Source organism: Flavobacterium sp. PL002 (assembly GCF_054165825.1).
Map to the genome: position 1 here is coordinate 2,504,734 of NZ_CM135110.1, position 20,608 is coordinate 2,525,341.

Below are 20,608 nucleotides of genomic sequence, written 5' to 3' on the forward strand. Positions count from 1 at the left end.
CTCCGGTCGCTCTGCCACCACAAGAAAAAAATAGATTTCAAAACTTCAAAGCTTTTCACTGCTATCTGGGGCAAGGTATGAGTGTACAAAGATTAAATAATGAAAAAAATTAAATGGATCAAACTACTAAAATTTTTAAATTATTCAATCTTTAAATTTTTAAATCAAAATAATGAAATCACAAGACGTACGTAAACAATTTCTAGATTTTTTTCAAAGCAAAGGACATTTAATTGTTCCCTCTGCACCAATTGTTCTTAAAGATGATCCAACCTTGATGTTCAATAACTCAGGGATGGCCCAATTCAAAGAATATTTTCTAGGGAATGCCACGCCAAAAAGCAATAGAATTGCCGATACGCAAAAATGTCTTCGTGTTTCAGGAAAACATAATGATCTAGAAGATGTAGGTTTTGATACCTACCACCACACCATGTTTGAAATGTTAGGGAACTGGTCTTTTGGTGATTATTTCAAAAAAGAAGCGTTGCCGTTCGCATGGGAATTCTTAACCGAAGTATTGAAACTAGACAAAGACCGTTTGTATGTTTCTGTTTTTGAAGGAAATGAAGAAGAGAACGTTCCTTTTGACCAAGAAGCATTTGATATATGGAAACAATTTGTTCCCGAAGACCATATTATCCTTGGAAACAAAAAAGACAATTTCTGGGAAATGGGAGATCAAGGACCCTGCGGACCTTGTTCAGAAATTCATATCGATTTACGTACAGATGCCGAAAGAGCTGCAGTAAGTGGAGCAAGTTTGGTAAATGCAGATCATCCTCAAGTAGTGGAGATTTGGAACAACGTATTTATGGAATTCAACCGTAAAGCCGATGGTTCTCTTGAAAAATTACCAGCACAACACGTAGATACTGGAATGGGATTTGAGCGCTTGTGTATGGCAATTCAAAACGTAACTTCAAATTACGATACCGATGTTTTTACACCTCTTATCGCTAAAGTTGAAGAGATTACAGGATTAAAATATACTTCTAACGAGATTAAGAACATTTCGGAGGAGCAAGATAAAACCAATATCGCAATTCGTGTCATTGTAGATCACGTGCGTGCCGTAGCCTTTGCTATTGCCGATGGTCAATTGCCATCTAATACAGGTGCGGGTTATGTGATTCGTCGTATATTGCGTCGTGCTATTCGTTACGGATTCACATTTTTAGATACTAAAGAGCCTTTTATTTATAAGTTAGTTGCTGTTCTAGCAGATCAAATGGGCGAATTTTTCCCAGAAATCAAATCGCAGCAAAACTTAGTGACTAATGTAATTCGTGAGGAAGAAGCTTCTTTCTTAAGAACATTAGATCAAGGATTGCAATTGCTTGAAAATGTAATTAGCGAAACAAAATCTAAAGTAGTAGCAGGAGCGAAGGCTTTTGAACTTTATGATACTTTTGGTTTTCCAAAAGATTTAACAGCCTTGATTTTAAGAGAAAGAGGATTAGCATTAGACGAGGCTGGATTTGATGTAGCAATGCAAGAACAAAAAGCACGTTCTCGCGCAGCCTCTGAAGTTTCAACTGAAGATTGGTCTGTATTAGTTCCTGGTAATGTAGAAACATTTGTAGGATATGATCAAACCGAAGCAGATGTGAAAATCACTCGTATTCGAAAAGTAGACTCTAAGAAAGATGGTGTTTTGTACCAAATCGTTGTTGATAAGAGTCCGTTCTATCCAGAAGGAGGAGGACAAGTAGGAGACAAGGGAACATTGGTCTCGGCAAATGAGACCATCCAAATTATAGATACTAAAAAAGAGAATAACTTAATATTGTTGCTGGCGAAGCAATTACCTGAAAATGTAAATGCAAGTTTTGTAGCAAAAGTAAATACTGATTTGAGAGCAGCATCTGCTAAGAATCACTCGGCAACACACTTGATGCATTTGGCTTTACGTACCGTTTTAGGAACGCACGTAGAGCAAAAAGGATCATTGGTAACGCCAAATAACTTGCGTTTTGACTTTTCGCATTTCGCTAAAGTCACTGATGGAGAATTACAGCAAGTCGAAGATTTTGTAAACGCAAGAATTCAAGAGCAATTGCCACTAATTGAGCGCAGAGACATTCCTTTCGCGCAAGCGGTATCAGAAGGTGCTATGGCTTTATTTGGTGAAAAATATGGAGATTCTGTTCGTGCAATAAAATTTGGCGACAGCATGGAATTGTGTGGAGGAATTCACGTAAACAATACCGCTGAAATTTGGTCTTTCAAGATTGTATCTGAAGGAGCAGTTGCAGCAGGAATTCGTCGTATTGAAGCGATAACTTCTGATGCTGTGAAAAAGCATTATGCTAACCAAGAAGTGCTGTTAAACGAAATTAAATTGTCGCTTAAAAACCCACAAGGTACTTTAAAGGCAGTTGTGGCTTTGCAAGATGATAACGCGAAGTTGAAGAAACAGTTAGAAAGCTTGTTGAAAGACAAGGCTAAAAACATGAAAGGTGACTTGGCTAAAGAAATCCAAGAAATCAACGGAATTCAGTTCTTGGCAAAACAAGTAGACTTAAATCCTGAAGGTGCTAAAGATTTGGCATATGAGTTAGGAACATTAGGAACCAATATGTTTTTGGTTTTGGCTACAGCCGAAGAAGGAAAACCAATGTTGAGTTGTTATATTTCTAAAGAATTAGTAGCTGGTAAAAACTTAAACGCTGGACTTGTTGTTCGTGAATTAGGTAAGTTCATCCAAGGTGGAGGAGGTGGGCAACCATTTTTTGCAACTGCAGGAGGTAAAAATGTAGATGGAATTGCAGCGGCTTTAGAAAAAGCAATTGCGTTTGTAAAGTAAATTTTCTATAATAAATTTCTATTTATTTGGTAATAAATGGATTGTATAATCATATATCCCAGATTAGTTGTAAAATAGCTTATCTGGGATTTTTTTTGTTAAAAATTGTTAAATTTTATTAGGTTAATGATTATTTCTTCATATATATTTGCAAATGTATTAACAAGTAATTTATTAAAAATGAAAAAAATTCTATGCATTTTTAGCGCTTTAACTTTAGTGCTAATTTCTTCTTGTTCTAATGATGATTCATCTTCCAATTCTTCTGAGGGGGTGTTATTAAAAAAAAGAATTCAAACAGGTTCTGATACAGAAGAAAACCTTACTATTAACTACACATATGATGGTAATAAGTTAATAAGTATAATTGATAATACTAAAGTTTTGAATATTTACGTTACATATACGGGTAATCTAATAACTAAACTGGAATATAAATATGCTAATGGAACAATTGAACAATCAGAATCTTATGCGTATAATAGCGATGGTAAAGTAGTAACTTATATAAGAGTTGAACCAGAGGATGGATTGGGATCAAAAGAAGTTTATACTTATAATGCTGATGGAAGTGTGGCTGTTAAAAATTATTCTGGAGATGAGATATCTCAGACTTTATTTGATGGAGAGGGGAAGGTAACTTTTGTAAATGGAGAAATAAGCGAAATTACCTCTACAAGTGGTGAACACCATAAATATACTTATGATACTAAAAATAATCCATTTAAAAATGTTTTAGGATGGGGTAAAATTGCATTGACTGCTGGTGACGCTTTTGGAATTTTACATAATATATTGACAGATTCAGTTGATAATGAATTGTGGACTAATTCTACGTTTACTTATAATGAAAATGGATATCCTGTTAAGGAAGTAAATACGGGTACTGATAACTCTGGTACGACTGAATATTTCTATTAAAAAATGTAAATACTATTTCTTTAGAATTTGCAATATTTAAAAAACCAAATGCGATTAGTTTCTGGTTTTTTTATTTATAAAAAAATGTCGAAATTTACAGGAAATAGTAAAGATGCATTTTACCACACAAATACCCATATCTAAGAGTCTAAACCCAATAGACTATAAATCCAAGATTATCTCTTTGGGTTCTTGCTTTGCGGAAAATATGGGATCTAAATTCCAATATTTTAAATTACAAAGTGAGACGAATCTATTCGGAATTATTTTCAATTCTGCTTCCATTGAGAAAATTATTGAAAGAGTAGTTCGTGAGAAAGAATTTACGGAAGAAGATATTTTTTATCATAATGAACAATGGCATTGTTATGATATACATTCTGATTTGAGTAATTCAAACAAAGAACTATTCCTTGAAGACTTAAATCAGATTCTCAAATCAATGACTCAACAATTAATCGATTCATCACACATCATTATTACGTATGGAACTTCTTGGGTGTACCGAAATACTGAAAAAAATTCTATAGTTGCCAATTGTCATAAAGTACCTCAAAAGCAATTTACAAAAGAATTATTATCGATTGATACGATTGAAAAGTCAATTCAAAATACGATCGATTTAATCGGAAAAATCAATCTAAATTGCACTATTATTTTTACCATTTCCCCAGTGCGCCACCTCAAAGATGGTTTTGTTGAAAACCAAAGAAGTAAATCACATTTAATTACCGCAATTCATAACATAATCAAAACTGAACACTATAAACTGAACACGGAGTACTTTCCTAGTTATGAAATCATGATGGATGAACTTCGTGATTATCGCTTTTATAATGCAGACATGTTGCATCCCAATCAAGTAGCTATTGATTATATTTGGGAGCGATTTGCAGCAACAACTATTACTGAGGCTACTCATGAAACGATGGAATTCATAGCAACAATTCAGAAATCATTGCAACACCGACCTTTCAATCCAGGATCGGAAAGTCATCAAAAATTTGAAGCCAATTTGCACACTAAAATTGCTAAAATGGTTTCACAATATTCATTTATGAAATTTTAATTATGTTAAAGCGATTTTTTATTTTTATAGGTTTGATAGGAACAGTATTCTTGCTGTTCAAATTTTGTGATTTCAAGAAAGCAGACGATGCTACAACTATAGACAGCGCTGGCTTGATTCAGCAACAAATCCTGAACGTAGGAAAGCTTATTGTAACCGAAGGACATTTCTCTGAAGTAATCACCTATAAAAATCAAGAGAAATACTTGATGGGAATGGTGAGTTTTGACAAAAAAGCCTTAGTAGTTGTCAATGCTGATGTAACGGTAGCTTACGATTTACATAAAATGAAATACGATATTGATGAAGCGAATAAAACAATTTCGATCGTTTATATTCCAAAAGAAGAAATAAAAATCAATCCTGATATTAAGTTTTACGATGTCGAGCAAAGTAAACTGAATCCATTTACGGGTGATGATTACAACAAAATCAACAAATCAGTAAAAGCGAATCTAGCGAAGAAGATTGAAGGGTCTACTTTAAAATCCAATGCTCAAAATCGCTTAATAAGTGAATTGTCACAATTATTAATTACGACCAAAAATTTAGGTTGGACGTTAAAATATGAAGGGAAAGTTATTGCAAATGATAAAGAGCTAGATCAACAAATTAAGTTGTAAATAGTTTAACGCTATATGAACTGCTTTTTATTTTCTTAGGATATTTTTAAAATTAAAAACCGCAAATTGGCTAAACTATTTAGCAAATTTGCGGTTTTTATATTTATTCAATTCACATCAATTAGCTAATCAATCGGTCTTATTATGCGTTGGCTTTTTCAAAAATTAAATCTAGTCCACCACAAATTAAATGCGCTACTTCGGGTCTTTTTAGTTTTTGTGTTTCGAGATAAGCAACAACTTCTTCCATTAAAACCATATCGTTGCGCTCTTGCAAAAGCTCTGCTATCTCAACAGAAAGCAACCAATCTTTAGGATGATTTTGCTGTACATCCCCAAAAATCACAACCAAAGAAGAGGTAGTGTCTTTACTCTCTCTAATCATTCGAACAGATTGATATAATACCTCCAGATCATCACGTTCTGCGCTTTGTTGCGCTTTTATTGTTGTGCTAGAAGGCATGTGTGTAATCAAGTCAAAACTATTCACATCAGCGGGGCCAGAGAAAGCCGAAACTACTTTCTTTCCCACAGCCATGTCATAAACGCCCCATTCCGGTTGGAACAAAATCGTTTCTCCATGCGTAACGGTACAATTTTTAAAACGAATCAAGATAATTTCACCCTGTAAATTTCTAGAACCCGTTACAATTTCGCCTTCTACAGTAATTCCTCCTTCAAACTCTAATCTTACCGTTTTAGATTCTAGAATGTCGTAAGCAAGCAAGTCTTTCGGACTCATGTCTTCTATAGCTAAGTTGATGCCTTTAAGTTTCCCAATCGGACTACCAAAACCGTCAGGATGCGTCAAAGTTCCGTGTCCTACCAATTCTTTTTCGCGTGAAGCGAGCGCTGTTTTTCCGGTCGATTGTATGTAAATTGGTTTACCTTCATGTGCAATCACATTAGTGAAAACACCCGAAATTTGCAATCCAGTACTCAATTCGATCGTTCCAAGAGCAGCTGAATTAATTAACTTCTCAATTCCAGATAGACCACCAGTACGCAACGCCATTTTATTAGCAAATTCCTCTAAAACCAAATTTAAATAGGCAAAAGTAGGGGTTACATACAGTTGTGGCTGTAGTTTTGTAATATCAAAACTTTGGTAAGCCGCTGATATATCGTAAGGTATTTTTTTTACTTCTTGCGTCATGCAGTGCGCACTCTCGCCAATAGAAGATAGTAATCCAGCACCATAAATTTTAGGATCTTCTACCGTACCAATCAAACCGTATTCTACGGTCCACCAGTGCAGGTTGCGTATTTGGGCCATTTCAGATAATTCTCCCATATTGTTTTGCAAGTCTTCCACTGCTTTTTCGGCAGCGTCGATAGTCGCTTGTGGCGTTCCTTCGGCCTCTTTTACAATCGACAAAAGTCGGATTGCCTCGTACATTTCGTAATCCTTGCTTGATGAAATCGCCTTGCAACCTATCTCTCCAAAACGACGTAAATATTCCGCATATTCAGGATTGGCAATAATAGGCGCGTGCCCAGCACCCTCGTGAATAATATCGGGAGCAGGCGTGTATTCTATATGTTCGAGTTGACGAATATCTGATGCAATCACTAAAACGTTATACGCCTGAAACTCCATGAACGCATTAGGAGGAATAAATCCATCCACAGCAACAGCAGCCCAACCTATTTCGGTCAAAATACGGTTCATACCGTACATACTAGGGATATTATCAATCTGAATTCCGGTTTTTTTCAAACCCTCTAAGTACGAACTATGTGCTACTCGCGAAAGATAATCTACATTTTTACGCATCACATAGCGCCAAACTGCCTGATTAATAGGTGTGTAATCGCTATAATCTTGAGCTTTAATAAATTGCTTTAAATGTTTGGGTAATCGGTCTAATAAGGGATTACTTTCAATAGTTGCATTCATATCTAAAACGTTGTAGTGGTGAGCTACAAAAGTACGAATTATAGAAGCTATTTCCCGCTTTTCATTGCAAGTTTTTATTGAGCCGTTTGTTTTTCTAAAGTTTCTAAAAGAGCTTCCTGCGGTCGCTTTTTATAAACTAGAAAAAGCAAAAAACGGCTTGCATAAAAAGCTTTTCATTGCAATCGCGGCTAGGGAGTGGTGGTAAAAGGTAGGATTGGATAATGAAACACTTAAGGTCATTGCAAGAAACGAAGTAACCGAGCTAGATTACATCTATTATCAAAATAAAACTATTGGATGGGAAAAACGGATTGAGACCTTTTCCTATGTTCAAATGACAATGCAATTATATTTTGTTCACTTTAGTATTAAGATTTAAAATTATAAAAATTTGGAGGCCGTTAATATTGTTATAATAATTGAGACAAAAATCCAATTACGTCTGGTTATGAAATATTTTTTTCTGAATGCCGAATTATTTAATAGGAACAAAATTATTAGCAAAGTAGTAGCTATTAGTCCAATAGAAATTCCAGATAAAAAATCAATATCGAGCTCCTTTTTTTGAAATAACCTAATTGAGTTAATTAGCAATAATAAAGTTATCATAACCCAAGTGATCTGACTTAAGATTTAACCATTAATTTTATTTTTTATAAGTAGAATCCCTGAAAATATAGTAATAAGTGCAAGAATAACTAAAGTAACATTCCCTCTAAAAGCCATTTCAGCAATTGCTGCATGGTCAATCAAAGGATTTATCCATAACGTATAATAATGGGATGTTATGGTTATGTAGACAACAATCAACATTATTATTCCCAAAAATATTTGAATTCCTGAGATAATTAATTCAAATATTTTCCAATTTTGTTTCATAAAAGTTTCTGCTTTTTATCAGGTACAACTAAAAAGTAAAATTAATTAAAAACTAAAGATGTTTCGTTATTTTTGCAAACTGATATTATGGGCAGTTTTTATTTCATTAAGTCCCAATCAATCCTTTTTTGTAAATCAAACAATAAATATTCAATATGCTCTCTACCTTCAAAGTATAAGTCAATTATTAATCTGAATTTTTCTTGAATAGATTTAGCTTTAGTTTTTACTTCAGTTTCATTTTTAAATTTTAATAGGTTGTGAACAAACTTTATCCTTATTTCATTGAATTTTCTGCATTCGTCAATGAGTTCGGTTTTTTTATCAAATTTAATTGAGCGATCATGTTCTCGAATAATTTCACCAAACATTAATTTCTCTTTGATTTTCAAATTTAGTTTAGTAGGCCAAATTTCTGCTTGGATGTATAAATTAGATAACTTAAGTAAATTGATGAGTAATTCTTCAATTATTTGATGAAAGATTAGTGTTGATGAAAGATAACCTTCTATGTTATTATTAGAAAATTGTTTATTTGCAATTTTAATAAATTCTCCGATTAGTTTTGTGTTTTCAATTTCTGGCCATTCATTTTCATCTGACATTTTATCAAAAATGTATTTATCATAATGATCATTAATATCTTTCATTTATTGATTTTTTTTTAAATTGGCACTAACTATCATAAACACAAATCAAACCTTCGCAACCCCACTAAATAACGCTGTATTGACGAAGTTTTATCCTGTAGTATTACTAATCATAAAGGTATATTAATTCGAACTATAAATCCTATAAAAAAATATTTTTTAATAAATTCAAGAATACCGTTTGCTCAGAAAACAATATAAAACACAACCAACCTCAAAAAATAAACGAAAAAAATCCGCAACAAAGCTGTTACGGATCTCTAATATCATTTATAAAGGCAATTTACTCTATTTCAAAAAGCAATACTTGCGTTTTTTGTTTGTCAGAGAAATTGTTATCAGTCACAAAAAGTAATGACTGCTTGCCATTGGCTAATTTAGGACCAAAAGTAATTCCTTCTATATTGTCTGTAAAAATTCCTAAATCGTCCATATTCAAAATTAATTTTTTAGGAGCGACAGTGAATTCTTGATTTTGTAATGAATCTATGTTTTTTATATCAGTCGCTTTCGATAAATCGCATAAATACAATTTTATGGTGCACGCTTGTTTTCCTACGGAATACGAACGCTCTAAAATGAATAAATGATTGTCATCATAAAATTGAATCGACGATATTCCGTTTACGGCAAAGCCAGTATGCGGGTTGGGTTCGTGTGCAATGGGATCGAGCAGGTAGCCGTATTGCGCGGTATTTTTTCTGGATTTAGCATCAAATTTAAAGATACGGATTAAGCCACCTTTAGTTGTTGTTGCTTCAGTATCGTCTTCGTATAAAGGTTCTTCAACGTTAGTGTAAACAACACTGTAATCTTTATTGAAAGTAATTCCCTCAAGCACACCATTGCTACGTGGCCCTTTTTCCTCTTTTTGCATGTTGAGGTTACTGGGTAATTCAAATGCGTTACTGTAATCTCCGTTTAGTTTTGCATACTGCAAAGACGGATTTTGAATAACCGCAAAATCTTTGGCAATTACGCGTGCGCCTTCGCTGCTCCAAACCACCGATTTTGTTTTTGGGTTATAACGCATCTCTTCAGGATCTATAGAGCTATCAGGATATTTTTCCCAGTTGGCGTATTTTTGACCAGCCTCATTTTTTAAAGCAACTACATTTTGAAAAGCAATATGGTTTAAGGTGTCTGCAGTCAATTGAATTTTGGCGGTATAGAAACGCGCATCATTATAAATGGATCGATCATCGCAAATAAAATAATATAAATCATTTTTAGCATCATAATCTACACTTGACAATCCGCCTACAACGGTATTTTTGAATTCTTGATTAAAAGGCACTTCAATTGTGTTGATGTATCTTAATGTTGGGTTTTGGTTTGCTGTCGTTGCAGGTTTAATGCTAGAACAAGAGATGATTGCGAAAGGTAAAAAAGCAAGGAGTAATTTGCGCATGAGGTATTGTTTTTAGTTTAAAGACTAGTTATTTTTGGCTGCGTCTCTAAAATAGTTGATTTTATAATTAAACATTTCGGCCATGTTTTTAGCACGTAATTTAGCTTCATCGGCAATTGGCCCTTCAAATAAAGTATCTACTGTAGCTACAAAAATTTCCATCCAACGGTCAAAATGTTCTTTGTCTACGGGTAAATGTTTGTGTGGTGGAAAAGGACTGCCAGAATAGGAATGGACTTCCAATAAAATAGTTTGCCAAAAACGGTACATTTTTTCTAAATGCTCTGGCCAGTGGTTGCCTATTTTGTTATTAAATATAGGGCCTATAAAGTCGTCTTTTTGAACTTTGGCATAAAAAGTATCAACTAATAATTTAATATCATCGAGTGTGGATATATCTGCTTGTGTTGTCATAAGTGGGTATAAAAAAAGCCTACGCAAAGGTAGGCCATTTCTAGTAAAAAGTCTTGTTTTTTTATTGTTTTGGAGGAAACTGTGCTAGAATTTTAGCAACAAATTCGTTGATTACTTGCTCTTTTCTATCACGATTTTCGGTTAAATATCCTACGCCTTCACCTTCCCAAATTAATTCTTTTTTCTTGGCATCAATCAGGTCAATGTATAAGGTTCCTTCTGTCGATGAGCTTACGTAATTGCGTCCGCCCCACATGTAAGGATTCCAACCAAATCCCCAACCATAACCAAATCCAGCATTGAACTGGTTCACTTCTAGCTTTTCTCTTTCTTTAGTCATAATGTTGATTAAAAGATCTGGATTCTCACTTTTTGTCATTCCCATTTTGCCCAATTCGTTATCGATGGCACGCAGAATTCGTTTTTTATCAAATTCAGATATTTGCACTTTATCTATGCCGTTTTTATGAAAGGCATACGTTTTATATTGCGTAAAATCTACATTTTTATCATAATCGGCATTCACTCTCACAGAGCTACAGGCACCTAATATGAAAAGGAAAAGTACGGGAAGAAGTTTAATTGCTTTCATAGTGTGATTATTTTATAATTAGGAGGTATTAAAGATACTTTTAATGTTTAAAAATCTAATAAACTATCTTCAACTATATTAGGGATGGTAACTTTTAATAAAGGTTGCGTTTCCATCGCTCTTTTTATTGCAAAAATAGCACCTTCGTTACGAGCCCAACTTCTTCTAGAGATTCCGTTATTGACATCCCAGAAAAGCATTGAGGCTAAGCGTCTTGAAGCTTCTTTAGAACCATCAAGAACCATACCAAAGCCACCGTTAATTACCTCTCCCCAGCCAACACCTCCACCATTATGAATAGAAACCCAAGTTGCACCGCGAAAACTATCGCCTATTACGTTTTGTATTGCCATATCAGCAGTGAAACGGGATCCATCGTAAATATTAGAGGTTTCTCTGTAGGGTGAATCTGTTCCAGATACATCATGATGATCACGACCTAATACCACAGTTCCAATTGACACTTTGGCTATAGCCTGATTAAAAGCTTCAGCAATTTTTACACGACCTTCCGCATCGGCATATAATATTCTGGCTTGCGAACCTACTACTAGTTTATTGGCCTGCGCTCCCTTGATCCAAGTAATGTTATCCTGCATTTGTTGCTGAATTTCAATAGGAGCTGTTTTTGCCATTTCTTCAAGAACGGCGCATGCAATGTCATCTGTTTTTTGTAAATCTTCGGGTTTCCCTGAAGCGCAAACCCATCTAAACGGACCAAATCCATAATCAAAACACATTGGTCCCATGATGTCTTGTACATAACTAGGGTATCTAAAATCAATGTTATTTTCGGCCATAATTGCTGCACCTGCGCGGGAAGCTTCTAGTAAAAAAGCATTTCCGTAATCAAAGAAATAAGTTCCTTTGGCGGTGTGTTTATTGATAGCCTCTGTATGACGGCGTAATGTTTCTTGTACTTTTTGTTTGAATAATTCGGGATTTTCGGTCATTAGTTTATTCGATTCTTCAAATGAAATTCCGACAGGGTAATAGCCTCCCGCCCAAGGATTATGAAGCGAAGTTTGATCACTACCAAGGTCAATAGAAATGTTTTCTTGATCGAATTTTTCCCATACATCGACTACATTTCCTAAATAAGCTAATGAGACTACCTCATTATTTGCTTTCGCCAAAGCGACTCTGCTCACCAGTTGGTCTAAGTCTTCAAAGACTTCGTTAATCCAACCTTGACTGTGGCGAATGTGGGTGATTTTGGGGTTTACTTCGGCACAAACAGTGATGCAACCGGCAATATTACCCGCTTTGGGTTGTGCGCCGCTCATTCCTCCTAATCCTGAGGTAACAAATAAACCTCCTTCGGGGGATTTTTTTATTTTTCTAAACCCATTCAAAACAGTAATGGTTGTTCCATGAACAATTCCTTGTGGACCTATGTACATATAACTTCCTGCCGTCATTTGACCATATTGAGATACGCCAAGCGCATTCATTTTTTCATAATCATCAGGTTGAGAGTAGTTAGGGATTACCATTCCGTTTGTCACCACAACTCTTGGCGCTTCTTTATGCGAAGGGAACAAGCCCATAGGGTGTCCAGAGTACATGGTTAGGGTTTGGTCTTCGGTCATTTCAGACAAATACTGCATGGTCAATAAATACTGAGCCCAGTTTTGAAATACAGCTCCATTACCACCGTAAGTAATTAATTCATGCGGATGTTGCGCCACTGCATAATCCAGATTGTTCTGAATCATTAACATAATCGCTTTTGCTTGTTCGCATTTCCCAGGATATTCTGCTATGGGACGCGCACGCATTTCGTAATCAGGGCGCAGGCGGTACATGTATATACGGCCATAAGTGGCTAGTTCATCTTTAAATTCTGGAATTAATTCGGTATGATGTTTTGCATCAAAATAGCGTAAGGCATTGCGAAGCGCTAGTTTTTTTTCATCTGTAGATAAAATATCTTTTCGTTTAGGCGCGTGATTAATGTTGGCCTCAAACGGTTTTAGTTGCGGTAAAGTAGTTGGAATTCCTTGTTGGATTTGTTCTTTAAAAGTCATCTTAAAATGTTTATTCGTTAAATAGGTGAATTGTTTGTTACTAATATGCGTACAAATCACTAAGGATAACGAATATCTGACCGATGATAGGATTTGAAGATGGTAATCCTAAATTTCTGAGCGCAAATATCCATTTTATTATGTTTAATTTTTTAAATTGAGCAGTTGATTGTAGCAATCATCTTATTTTTTAATTGCTCCTGTTTTTTTGTCGTAGCCATATGGGCAATGACGACAGCCACTTTTACAGCAATAGCCTCTTTTTAAGTGGTGTTTTTCGGTGAAGCATTTATAACCTTCTGGGGTATAATAAAAATCTTCTCCTTCAATTAATTTATTTTGATTCTCAGGTTCTTGCATTCTTGTAACGGTATGATTTTTAGTATTTAAAACTTGTCCTTCTATAAAAGTCAATTGTAGCAATGATAATTAAGAAAAATCAGTTGTGTGATTACAAATTTATGCTTTTTAAAGCGATAGTGCCATTTACTTATTAAATATTTAATATTGTGTATTGAATTGATTTTTTTATTATCTTTAATCATTATTGAAATGATTTAGATGTTGTTAGTATTTACAAAGTTTTTAATCCCAAAAGGATTTCGCGGTTTAACAATTTACCCCTTTGTATTTATAAGACATAAATCAGATAAGAAGAATGCAATTTTTATAAACCATGAAAAAATTCATTTGAGACAACAATTAGAAATGCTAATAATCCCTTTTTTTATTTGGTACTTCTTAGAATTTGTTTTCAGATTATTACAATATAAAAATTTTGATCGAGCATACTTGAATATTAGTTTTGAAAGAGAAGCTTATACTAAAGAAAGTGATCTTAGTTATTTGAATAAAAAGCCTTTTTTTAGCTTTTTAAATTTTATTTTGGTGAAAACCAAAAAGTAAAAAGTCTCCCCATTTTGTGATTTCTTAAGTAGAAATCTTTTTTTTACAAACCTACCTTGTTGATTTATTGATAATTAACTCAGTCTTCTATTTTTTAAATACGAATATTCTTATATGGTAGATTTTAAAATCTTTATATATAGATATTATTGTAAGAAAAAAAGCTAATTAAATCAGCAAAAGTGTAGTTTGTCGATATTATAGGTGTTTTATCGGTTATTTTTCAATTCTGAATTGTTATTAATTGTAGTTTTGTAAAACAAATTATCTAAAAAGAACGATTGTTCCTTCTGTTAAGAAAATCATTAGTTCTCCATAATAAGAATGTATTATTAACTAAATTTTTTACGCTTATGAAAACAAATATACCTACCCAAATTTGCTTAGCCTTAGGGTTTTTATTTACAGTTTCTACTGTGAAATCGCAAATGTTTGTGAGTCCTAATAGTAGTGTTTATGTAAGTAATGAAGTTGTTTATATAAAAAGTGGTTTAGAATTAAATGGAGGAACTAGTAATTTTTATTTAAGAAATGATGGGCAATTACTACAAGGATCAGCTGTAGCAAGTACCAATAAAGGATTAGGTAATTTGTCAGTTTATCAAGAAGGAAGTACTAATAACTTTCAATATAACTATTGGTGTTCTCCAGTAGGAGGGAATGATGTTGTTACTGGAAATTCAAATTTTGGAATTACTCAATTGAATGATGTTACTACAAATACAACTAGTACGGCAGCGACAATTTTACCGTCAAATAATTATGACGGTACAGCATCTCCACTTGGGATAGCTCCTTATTGGATTTGGAAATTACCTTCACTAGCAGCTTCGAACTGGGTTTATGTAGGTTCAGGAAGTACACTAGCGGCTGGAGAAGGATTTACAATGAAAGGAACTTCAGGGACAAATGCAACCGCAGTAAATGGAGTGCAAAATAACCCAGGAGGTAAGCAACGTTATGACTTTAAAGGCAAACCTAATGATGGTACAATTACAATTCCGGTTTTAGCAGGTAAATTAGTATTAACTGGGAATCCTTATCCATCAGCAATTGATTTGTCTGCTTTTTTATTGGCAGCAACAAATACTAGTGGGATAGCTTATTTCTGGGAACAAGACAAGACAAATAATACACACTATATAGCAAGTTATAAAGGAGGGTATGGAACCTATTCTCCTATGGGAGGTTCTGGTAATGGAGTATATAGTCCAGCTACATTTTACACCTACGATGGTTCTGGAAATCAAGTAGCAGCTGCAGGAGCTGGAGCTTCTTATGAAAGACGCTTTTCGCCAATCGGGCAAGGTTTTATGATTGCGGGAACGGCGAATGGGAATGTAGAAATGAAAAACAGTTTTCGCGTTTTTGTTAAAGAAGGCTCAACAAATTTCTCTCAGTTTGAAAGAAAAGAAAATACCTCAAAAACTACAAAAGATACGGGGTATTATGAAGCTATTGCTTCGGTTTCAGGTTTTGATTATACTACAATTAGTACAGCTCCTACGCCACAAATTAGATTAAATGCGGTGCTAAATAGTCAAGGCGTACGCCAAATTGTTGTGGCTTTTGCAGAGAATGCAACTGATGGATTAGATCACGCAATGGATGCCGCTTCAACGGGAGTTGATGCTAAAGCAGATGCTTATTTTGTTGTTGAAGATAGATCAGTTGTGATTAATGCAATGCAAATGGATATTGATAAAAAAATTCCGCTAGGGTTCACAAATAATGCAGAAGCTAATTATAAAATTATGGTTAACGAAATCATTAATTTAGATGCCGTAGATAATGTGTTTTTACATGATAAAATCACTAATGAATATTTTGATATTAAAAACAATTTTCATGAAATGACATTGCCTGAAGGGGTTAATAATACACAGTTTGAAATTACATTTAAAAATGGTAGTACTTTAGGAGTTGATGATGTTACTAAAGAAAATTTAATAATGTATCAGGATAATAACGCTAAAAGCTTAAAAATAAGCAATCCACTTCAAAAAGAATTAGTTTCATGTAGTGTATATGATATAGTTGGAAAACTTATTTTTAGCAAAGCTAAATTAGGATCGGATTCAAATTATAACTTTTCAACTTCGGGATTAAGTGACGGAATTTACATCGTTAAATTGATAACAGATGATAAAGTAGATATAGGTCAAAAAATTATTATTAGAAATTAAATTAAAAAATAACTTATTCAAAATGCAATCCTTAAACCGATTGCATTTTTTTTTGTCTATAAGTTTTTACCTTTGTAAAAAAAGTTGAATCAGCTAATTACTTTCCATCTTCCCTCTTCTGTTTCTGTTACTGTCAAACGCGACGATTTGATACATCCGTTTGTTTCAGGTAATAAATTCAGAAAACTTAAGTATAATTTGCTTGAAGCAAAAAAAGAAAATAAGCAAACGCTATTGACTTTTGGAGGAGCTTTTTCGAACCATATTGCAGCAGTCGCTTATGCAGCAAAAGAAAATGGTTTGCAAAGTATTGGAATCATTAGAGGAGATGAACTTCGCGATAAAATCATTCAAAACCCTACTTTGCAATTTGCTCAAGATTGTGGCATGCAACTTGAATTTATAACTAGAGAAGCGTATCGTGATAAGAATGAACCAACTTTTATAGCATCATTACAAAAACAATTTGGAGACTTTTACCTAGTGCCTGAAGGAGGTACAAACGACTTAGCTATTAAAGGTTGTGAAGAAATTTTAACTAACGAAGACGCTGCGTTTGATTATATCTGTTGTGCTGTGGGAACTGGTGGTACGATATCAGGACTTATAAATAGTGCCTTGCCTCATCAAAAAGTTTTAGGTTTTCCTGCTTTAAAAGGGGACTTTTTACAAGATGAAATTCGTATTTTTGTCCAGAATCAAAATTGGGAGCTAATAACCGACTATCATTTTGGCGGTTACGGAAAAGTGAATGAAGTCTTAATTGCTTTTATAAATGAATTTTTTAAGGAAACGAAAATTCCTTTAGATCCTATTTATACTGGAAAGCTATTTTTTGGCGTTATGAATATGATCGAAGATAACTATTTTCCGCCTCAGTCAAAAATAATGTTAATTCATACGGGAGGACTTCAGGGAATTCAAGGAATGAATAATAAATTAAGAAACAAACATTTACCAATAATAGATAGCCATGTTTAAAAAAATATTTTTTGTTTTAGTACTAGTGTGTTTAGTAAGTTGTAATGCTACAAAAACACCTATTAGAACCACCAAATCGGCGCCATCAAGTGTTAGGAAACCAGTGGTAAGAAACGTGAGAGCAAGGACTGATGCAAAGGCAACGAGACCAGCGGTTGCGCAAAGGTCAACAACGAGAAACAACCAAAATGAAGTGATTGAATCGACTTCAAGAACCGTAGTTTCTAATGATGTTATAGGTGATTATATTTATTTGTACAAAAATATAGCCATGAATAATATGAAGGTTTATGGAATTCCTGCTAGTATTATTCTTGCGCAAGGTATTTTAGAATCAGGAGCGGGTAGAGGTGACTTAGCGCAAACTGCAAATAATCATTTTGGAATTAAATGCCATGCAGGATGGACAGGCGAAAGTGTACGTCATGACGATGATGCGAGTCAAGAATGTTTTAGAAAATATGATGATCCAGGAGAATCGTTTAAAGATCATGCCCTATTTTTAACTGGAAGAGGCCGTTACTCTACATTATTTGAACTTGATAAAGACGACTATAAGGCATGGGCTAAGGGGTTAAGAAAAGCAGGCTATGCTACTGATCCTAGGTATCCTGAAAAGTTGATAACCTATATTGAACGTTATGATTTAGGGCAATATGATGCCTTAGTATTAGGAAATAAATTTGTTCCTACAGAAAACAGAACTGTTGTAAGGACAGTAAGTAATGCTTTAGCTTACGATCCTAATAGAACGTATCATGAAGTGTTAAAAGGAGATACGTTATACTCTATATCAAAAAAATACAATGTTCAAGTTAATGATTTAAAACTAAAAAATAATCTCTCAGAAAACACGATTTCTATTGGTCAAAAACTAATTGTAAATTAATTTTTTACTCACGATCTATAATTTTACTATAATAAATACTAATTATAATGCTATATAAAAGAAGTAGTCAGCTTTTTGCTGAAGCAGAAAAAGTAATACCAGGCGGAGTTAACTCGCCTGTAAGAGCTTTTAAAGCAGTAGGAGGAACCCCTATTTTTGTAGAACGCGCAAAAGGAGCTTACCTGTATGATGTTGATGGAAATCGTTTAATTGATTATATTAATTCATGGGGTCCTATGATTTTAGGTCATGCGTTTGAACCCGTTGTGCAAGCAGTTATTGAGAAAGCAAAACTGGGAACTTCATTTGGAATGCCAACAGAACTAGAGACTCAAATCGCTGCATTGGCTGTAGATATGGTTCCTAATATAGATAAAATACGTTTTGTGAATTCAGGAACTGAAGCTTGTATGAGTGCCGTACGTTTGGCTCGTGGATTTACTAAAAGAGACAAGATAATAAAATTTGCAGGCTGTTATCACGGCCATTCTGATTCTTTTTTAATTCAGGCAGGAAGTGGAGCAGTAACTTTTGGTTCTCCTAATAGTCCAGGGGTGACTGAAGGAACGGCTAAAGATACTTTACTAGCTACCTATAACGATTTAGAGAATGTAAAAACCTTAATCGAAGCAAATAAAAACGAAATTGCAGCAATTATTATTGAACCTGTTGCAGGGAATATGGGATGTATTCCACCTAATAAAGGTTTTCTTGAAGGTTTAAGAGCAATGTGTACGGCTAATGGAATCTTATTAATTTTTGATGAGGTTATGACTGGTTTTAGATTAGCTAAAGGTGGTGTACAAGAGTTATTTAATATCAAAGCTGATATCGTTTGTTTTGGAAAAGTAATTGGAGGCGGATTGCCAGTAGGTGCTTTTGCAGCTCGTAATGAAATAATGAATTTTCTTGCTCCTCTAGGGCCTGTTTATCAAGCAGGAACGTTGTCAGGAAATCCACTAGCTATGGCTGCTGGATTAGCAATGTTACAAACACTGAATGAAGACAAAATTATTTTTGACAGACTAGCAGAGAAAACGGCCTATTTACATGCTGGAATTGAGAAAGTGTTAACTGCTAATAATGTAGTTTTTACCATCAATAGAATTGGGTCTATGATATCGGTACATTTTGATGCACGACCAGTTATTGATTTTAAATCGGCTGCAAATGGAGATAACGAAACTTTTAAAAAGTTCTTTCATGGATTGTTGCAAGAAGGGATTTATATTGCACCTTCAGCTTATGAAACTTGGTTTATAACTGATGCACTTAGTTATGAAGATTTAGATTTCACAATTCAGGCTATAGATAAAGTGAGTAAAACATTTTAGACTAAATAAAAAACTTCCGGCTTTCACCGGAAGTTTTTTTTATTTCTGTTCTTGATTTTTGTGGTCCATTTTGTCACCAGCTTTTTTATGCTTTTTGTGACCTCCACGTTTGTGATGCTTTCCTTTCATGGCATCCCATTTAGTAAATTGCTCAGCAGATAAGATTGTTTTCATTTTTGCTTTCATAGCAATTTGCTCGTCAAGCATTTTAGTTTTCATTGCAAAACGTTCATCCTTTGTTGGTTTTACTTTACTGTCTTTGTTTTGCTCTCTCTCTTTCATCATAGCATCTCTTTTTGCAGTTTTATCCGCTATGATAGGTTTCATTTGCTCTTGTTGTTTTGCATTTAAATCAAGTTGTAATGTCATCTTTTTTAGCATCAACTCATTTTGTTGCGTTGGAGTAAATTTTTCAGTTTCAGCTCCTTTTGGCGTGTCTTTTTTAGCTTGTGCAAAGTTGGCTATACTAACTGCTAATAAAGCAGCAATAAATAATTTTTTCATTTTAACTGTTTTTAAGGTTATAGTAATAAGACCATGATTTGTTTCATAGGTTTAATGCTTAACAAAAGTTTAGCAAAAGATGATTTTTATCATTTAAAATTAAATTTTGTAATGTATCTTTGAAGCGTGAAAAAATATGCAGTCATAATTTTGTTACTCTTGTTTCTAAAACCAATTCTTCCGGTTATAGACTATGCTGTTAATTATGAGTATATATCACAAGTACTTTGTATCAATAAAGCAAAACCAGAATTAAAATGTAATGGTAAGTGTCATTTGATGAAAGAATTGGCAAAAGCATCTGATGATGATAAATCCACTTCTTCTGAAAAAAAACAAAGTACCAATCCATTTGTAGATCTTTTTGTTGCAGAAGTAGCTTCTTATTATTATTTAGTTTTTCAAAAAACAGCTACACAACAATTCAATGTTAACTACACTAATCACTATTCACATTTAGATAGTGACGTTGTTTTTCGTCCGCCAATTTTCATTTCTTAATATACCGTT

19 protein-coding genes are annotated in these 20,608 nt (G+C 34.0%); 10 read left to right on the forward strand and 9 right to left on the reverse strand.

Translation table 11 applies throughout. The features are described from left to right. Positions 1–172 precede the first annotated feature (172 nt). The 4 genes from alaS (at position 173) to ACVEGE_RS10970 (ending at position 5,422) form a co-directional block, all read left to right on the forward strand. Positions 173–2,809, forward strand: coding sequence for an alanine--tRNA ligase (gene alaS / locus ACVEGE_RS10955; RefSeq protein WP_192500451.1), 2,637 nt, complete (start codon positions 173–175; stop codon positions 2,807–2,809). A 180-nt stretch (positions 2,810–2,989) separates the two neighbouring features. Then, on the forward strand, positions 2,990–3,730 hold the full coding sequence (locus ACVEGE_RS10960; protein WP_192500450.1) for a hypothetical protein: 741 nt from the start codon (positions 2,990–2,992) through the stop codon (positions 3,728–3,730). A 112-nt stretch (positions 3,731–3,842) separates the two neighbouring features. Further along, complete coding sequence (locus tag ACVEGE_RS10965) at positions 3,843–4,799, forward strand: GSCFA domain-containing protein (RefSeq protein WP_192500449.1); 957 nt, start codon at positions 3,843–3,845, stop codon at positions 4,797–4,799. 2 nt (positions 4,800–4,801) lie between these two features. After that, positions 4,802–5,422, forward strand: a complete 621-nt coding sequence (locus ACVEGE_RS10970; protein WP_173850177.1) for a DUF4230 domain-containing protein — start codon at positions 4,802–4,804, stop codon at positions 5,420–5,422. 142 nt (positions 5,423–5,564) lie between these two features. Here ACVEGE_RS10970 and ACVEGE_RS10975 read toward each other — a convergent pair whose 3' ends face one another. The 8 genes from ACVEGE_RS10975 to ACVEGE_RS11010 form a co-directional block, all read right to left on the reverse strand. Continuing rightward, positions 5,565–7,322 carry an aromatic amino acid hydroxylase gene (locus ACVEGE_RS10975; RefSeq protein ID WP_173856985.1) on the reverse strand — a complete coding sequence of 586 codons (1,758 nt, stop codon included), beginning with the start codon at positions 7,320–7,322 and terminating at the stop codon, positions 5,565–5,567. 633 nt (positions 7,323–7,955) lie between these two features. Then, a complete protein-coding gene (locus ACVEGE_RS10980; protein WP_192500448.1) occupies positions 7,956–8,201 on the reverse strand; it encodes a hypothetical protein in 246 nt (81 codons plus the stop codon). A gap of 98 nt (positions 8,202–8,299) precedes the next feature. Beyond that, positions 8,300–8,851: a hypothetical protein gene (locus tag ACVEGE_RS10985; protein WP_192500447.1), complete on the reverse strand. Its 552-nt coding sequence runs from the start codon at positions 8,849–8,851 to the stop codon at positions 8,300–8,302. A gap of 283 nt (positions 8,852–9,134) precedes the next feature. After that, positions 9,135–10,262 (reverse strand): esterase-like activity of phytase family protein, encoded by a 1,128-nt coding sequence (locus ACVEGE_RS10990; RefSeq protein WP_192500446.1) that lies wholly within the window; start codon positions 10,260–10,262, stop codon positions 9,135–9,137. Between the two features lie 24 nt (positions 10,263–10,286). Then, positions 10,287–10,676 (reverse strand): group III truncated hemoglobin, encoded by a 390-nt coding sequence (locus tag ACVEGE_RS10995; RefSeq protein WP_192500445.1) that lies wholly within the window; start codon positions 10,674–10,676, stop codon positions 10,287–10,289. A gap of 61 nt (positions 10,677–10,737) precedes the next feature. Beyond that, on the reverse strand, positions 10,738–11,268 hold the full coding sequence (locus ACVEGE_RS11000) for a DUF4136 domain-containing protein (protein ID WP_173856988.1): 531 nt from the start codon (positions 11,266–11,268) through the stop codon (positions 10,738–10,740). A gap of 47 nt (positions 11,269–11,315) precedes the next feature. After that, positions 11,316–13,298, reverse strand: coding sequence for a urocanate hydratase (locus tag ACVEGE_RS11005; RefSeq protein WP_192500444.1), 1,983 nt, complete (start codon positions 13,296–13,298; stop codon positions 11,316–11,318). Between the two features lie 183 nt (positions 13,299–13,481). Then, the gene (locus ACVEGE_RS11010; RefSeq protein WP_173850998.1) at positions 13,482–13,658 is read right to left on the reverse strand and encodes a DUF5522 domain-containing protein; all 177 of its coding nucleotides are present in this window, start codon (positions 13,656–13,658) and stop codon (positions 13,482–13,484) included. Positions 13,659–13,859: 201 nt separating this feature from the next. On the opposite strand from ACVEGE_RS11010, the gene ACVEGE_RS11015 reads away from it, so the two are divergent. From ACVEGE_RS11015 to hemL, 5 genes are all read left to right on the forward strand, one after another. Beyond that, entirely contained in the window at positions 13,860–14,204 is a 345-nt protein-coding gene (locus tag ACVEGE_RS11015) for a hypothetical protein (RefSeq protein ID WP_192500443.1), read from the forward strand. 353 nt (positions 14,205–14,557) lie between these two features. Beyond that, complete coding sequence (locus ACVEGE_RS11020; protein ID WP_192500442.1) at positions 14,558–16,390, forward strand: T9SS type A sorting domain-containing protein; 1,833 nt, start codon at positions 14,558–14,560, stop codon at positions 16,388–16,390. Positions 16,391–16,474: 84 nt separating this feature from the next. Further along, complete coding sequence (locus ACVEGE_RS11025; protein WP_192500441.1) at positions 16,475–17,371, forward strand: 1-aminocyclopropane-1-carboxylate deaminase/D-cysteine desulfhydrase; 897 nt, start codon at positions 16,475–16,477, stop codon at positions 17,369–17,371. Continuing rightward, positions 17,364–18,260, forward strand: a complete 897-nt coding sequence (locus ACVEGE_RS11030) for a glucosaminidase domain-containing protein (protein WP_192500440.1) — start codon at positions 17,364–17,366, stop codon at positions 18,258–18,260. Before ACVEGE_RS11025 ends, ACVEGE_RS11030 begins: the two co-directional genes overlap by 8 nt. A gap of 47 nt (positions 18,261–18,307) precedes the next feature. After that, positions 18,308–19,594 carry a glutamate-1-semialdehyde 2,1-aminomutase gene (gene hemL / locus ACVEGE_RS11035; protein WP_173850168.1) on the forward strand — a complete coding sequence of 429 codons (1,287 nt, stop codon included), beginning with the start codon at positions 18,308–18,310 and terminating at the stop codon, positions 19,592–19,594. A 39-nt stretch (positions 19,595–19,633) separates the two neighbouring features. Here the strand turns inward: hemL and ACVEGE_RS11040 are convergent, their stop codons facing one another. Further along, positions 19,634–20,098 carry a hypothetical protein gene (locus ACVEGE_RS11040; RefSeq protein WP_192500439.1) on the reverse strand — a complete coding sequence of 155 codons (465 nt, stop codon included), beginning with the start codon at positions 20,096–20,098 and terminating at the stop codon, positions 19,634–19,636. A 159-nt stretch (positions 20,099–20,257) separates the two neighbouring features. Here ACVEGE_RS11040 and ACVEGE_RS11045 point away from each other — a divergent pair, with 159 nt between their 5' ends. Beyond that, entirely contained in the window at positions 20,258–20,599 is a 342-nt protein-coding gene (locus tag ACVEGE_RS11045) for a hypothetical protein (RefSeq protein WP_192500438.1), read from the forward strand. Positions 20,600–20,608 lie beyond the last annotated feature (9 nt).

Bases quoted from the DNA above. Each gene is read 5' to 3' on its own strand.
- alaS (WP_192500451.1), top strand. From the start codon at position 173: ATGAAATCACAAGACGTACGTAAACAATTTCTAGATTTTTTTCAAAGC.
- ACVEGE_RS10960 (WP_192500450.1), top strand. From the start codon at position 2,990: ATGAAAAAAATTCTATGCATTTTTAGCGCTTTAACTTTAGTGCTAATT.
- ACVEGE_RS10965 (WP_192500449.1), top strand. From the start codon at position 3,843: ATGCATTTTACCACACAAATACCCATATCTAAGAGTCTAAACCCAATA.
- ACVEGE_RS10970 (WP_173850177.1), top strand. From the start codon at position 4,802: ATGTTAAAGCGATTTTTTATTTTTATAGGTTTGATAGGAACAGTATTC.
- ACVEGE_RS10975 (WP_173856985.1), bottom strand. From the start codon at position 7,322: ATGAATGCAACTATTGAAAGTAATCCCTTATTAGACCGATTACCCAAA.
- ACVEGE_RS10980 (WP_192500448.1), bottom strand. From the start codon at position 8,201: ATGAAACAAAATTGGAAAATATTTGAATTAATTATCTCAGGAATTCAA.
- ACVEGE_RS10985 (WP_192500447.1), bottom strand. From the start codon at position 8,851: ATGAAAGATATTAATGATCATTATGATAAATACATTTTTGATAAAATG.
- ACVEGE_RS10990 (WP_192500446.1), bottom strand. From the start codon at position 10,262: ATGCGCAAATTACTCCTTGCTTTTTTACCTTTCGCAATCATCTCTTGT.
- ACVEGE_RS10995 (WP_192500445.1), bottom strand. From the start codon at position 10,676: ATGACAACACAAGCAGATATATCCACACTCGATGATATTAAATTATTA.
- ACVEGE_RS11000 (WP_173856988.1), bottom strand. From the start codon at position 11,268: ATGAAAGCAATTAAACTTCTTCCCGTACTTTTCCTTTTCATATTAGGT.
- ACVEGE_RS11005 (WP_192500444.1), bottom strand. From the start codon at position 13,298: ATGACTTTTAAAGAACAAATCCAACAAGGAATTCCAACTACTTTACCG.
- ACVEGE_RS11010 (WP_173850998.1), bottom strand. From the start codon at position 13,658: ATGCAAGAACCTGAGAATCAAAATAAATTAATTGAAGGAGAAGATTTT.
- ACVEGE_RS11015 (WP_192500443.1), top strand. From the start codon at position 13,860: ATGTTGTTAGTATTTACAAAGTTTTTAATCCCAAAAGGATTTCGCGGT.
- ACVEGE_RS11020 (WP_192500442.1), top strand. From the start codon at position 14,558: ATGAAAACAAATATACCTACCCAAATTTGCTTAGCCTTAGGGTTTTTA.
- ACVEGE_RS11030 (WP_192500440.1), top strand. From the start codon at position 17,364: ATGTTTAAAAAAATATTTTTTGTTTTAGTACTAGTGTGTTTAGTAAGT.
- hemL (WP_173850168.1), top strand. From the start codon at position 18,308: ATGCTATATAAAAGAAGTAGTCAGCTTTTTGCTGAAGCAGAAAAAGTA.
- ACVEGE_RS11040 (WP_192500439.1), bottom strand. From the start codon at position 20,098: ATGAAAAAATTATTTATTGCTGCTTTATTAGCAGTTAGTATAGCCAAC.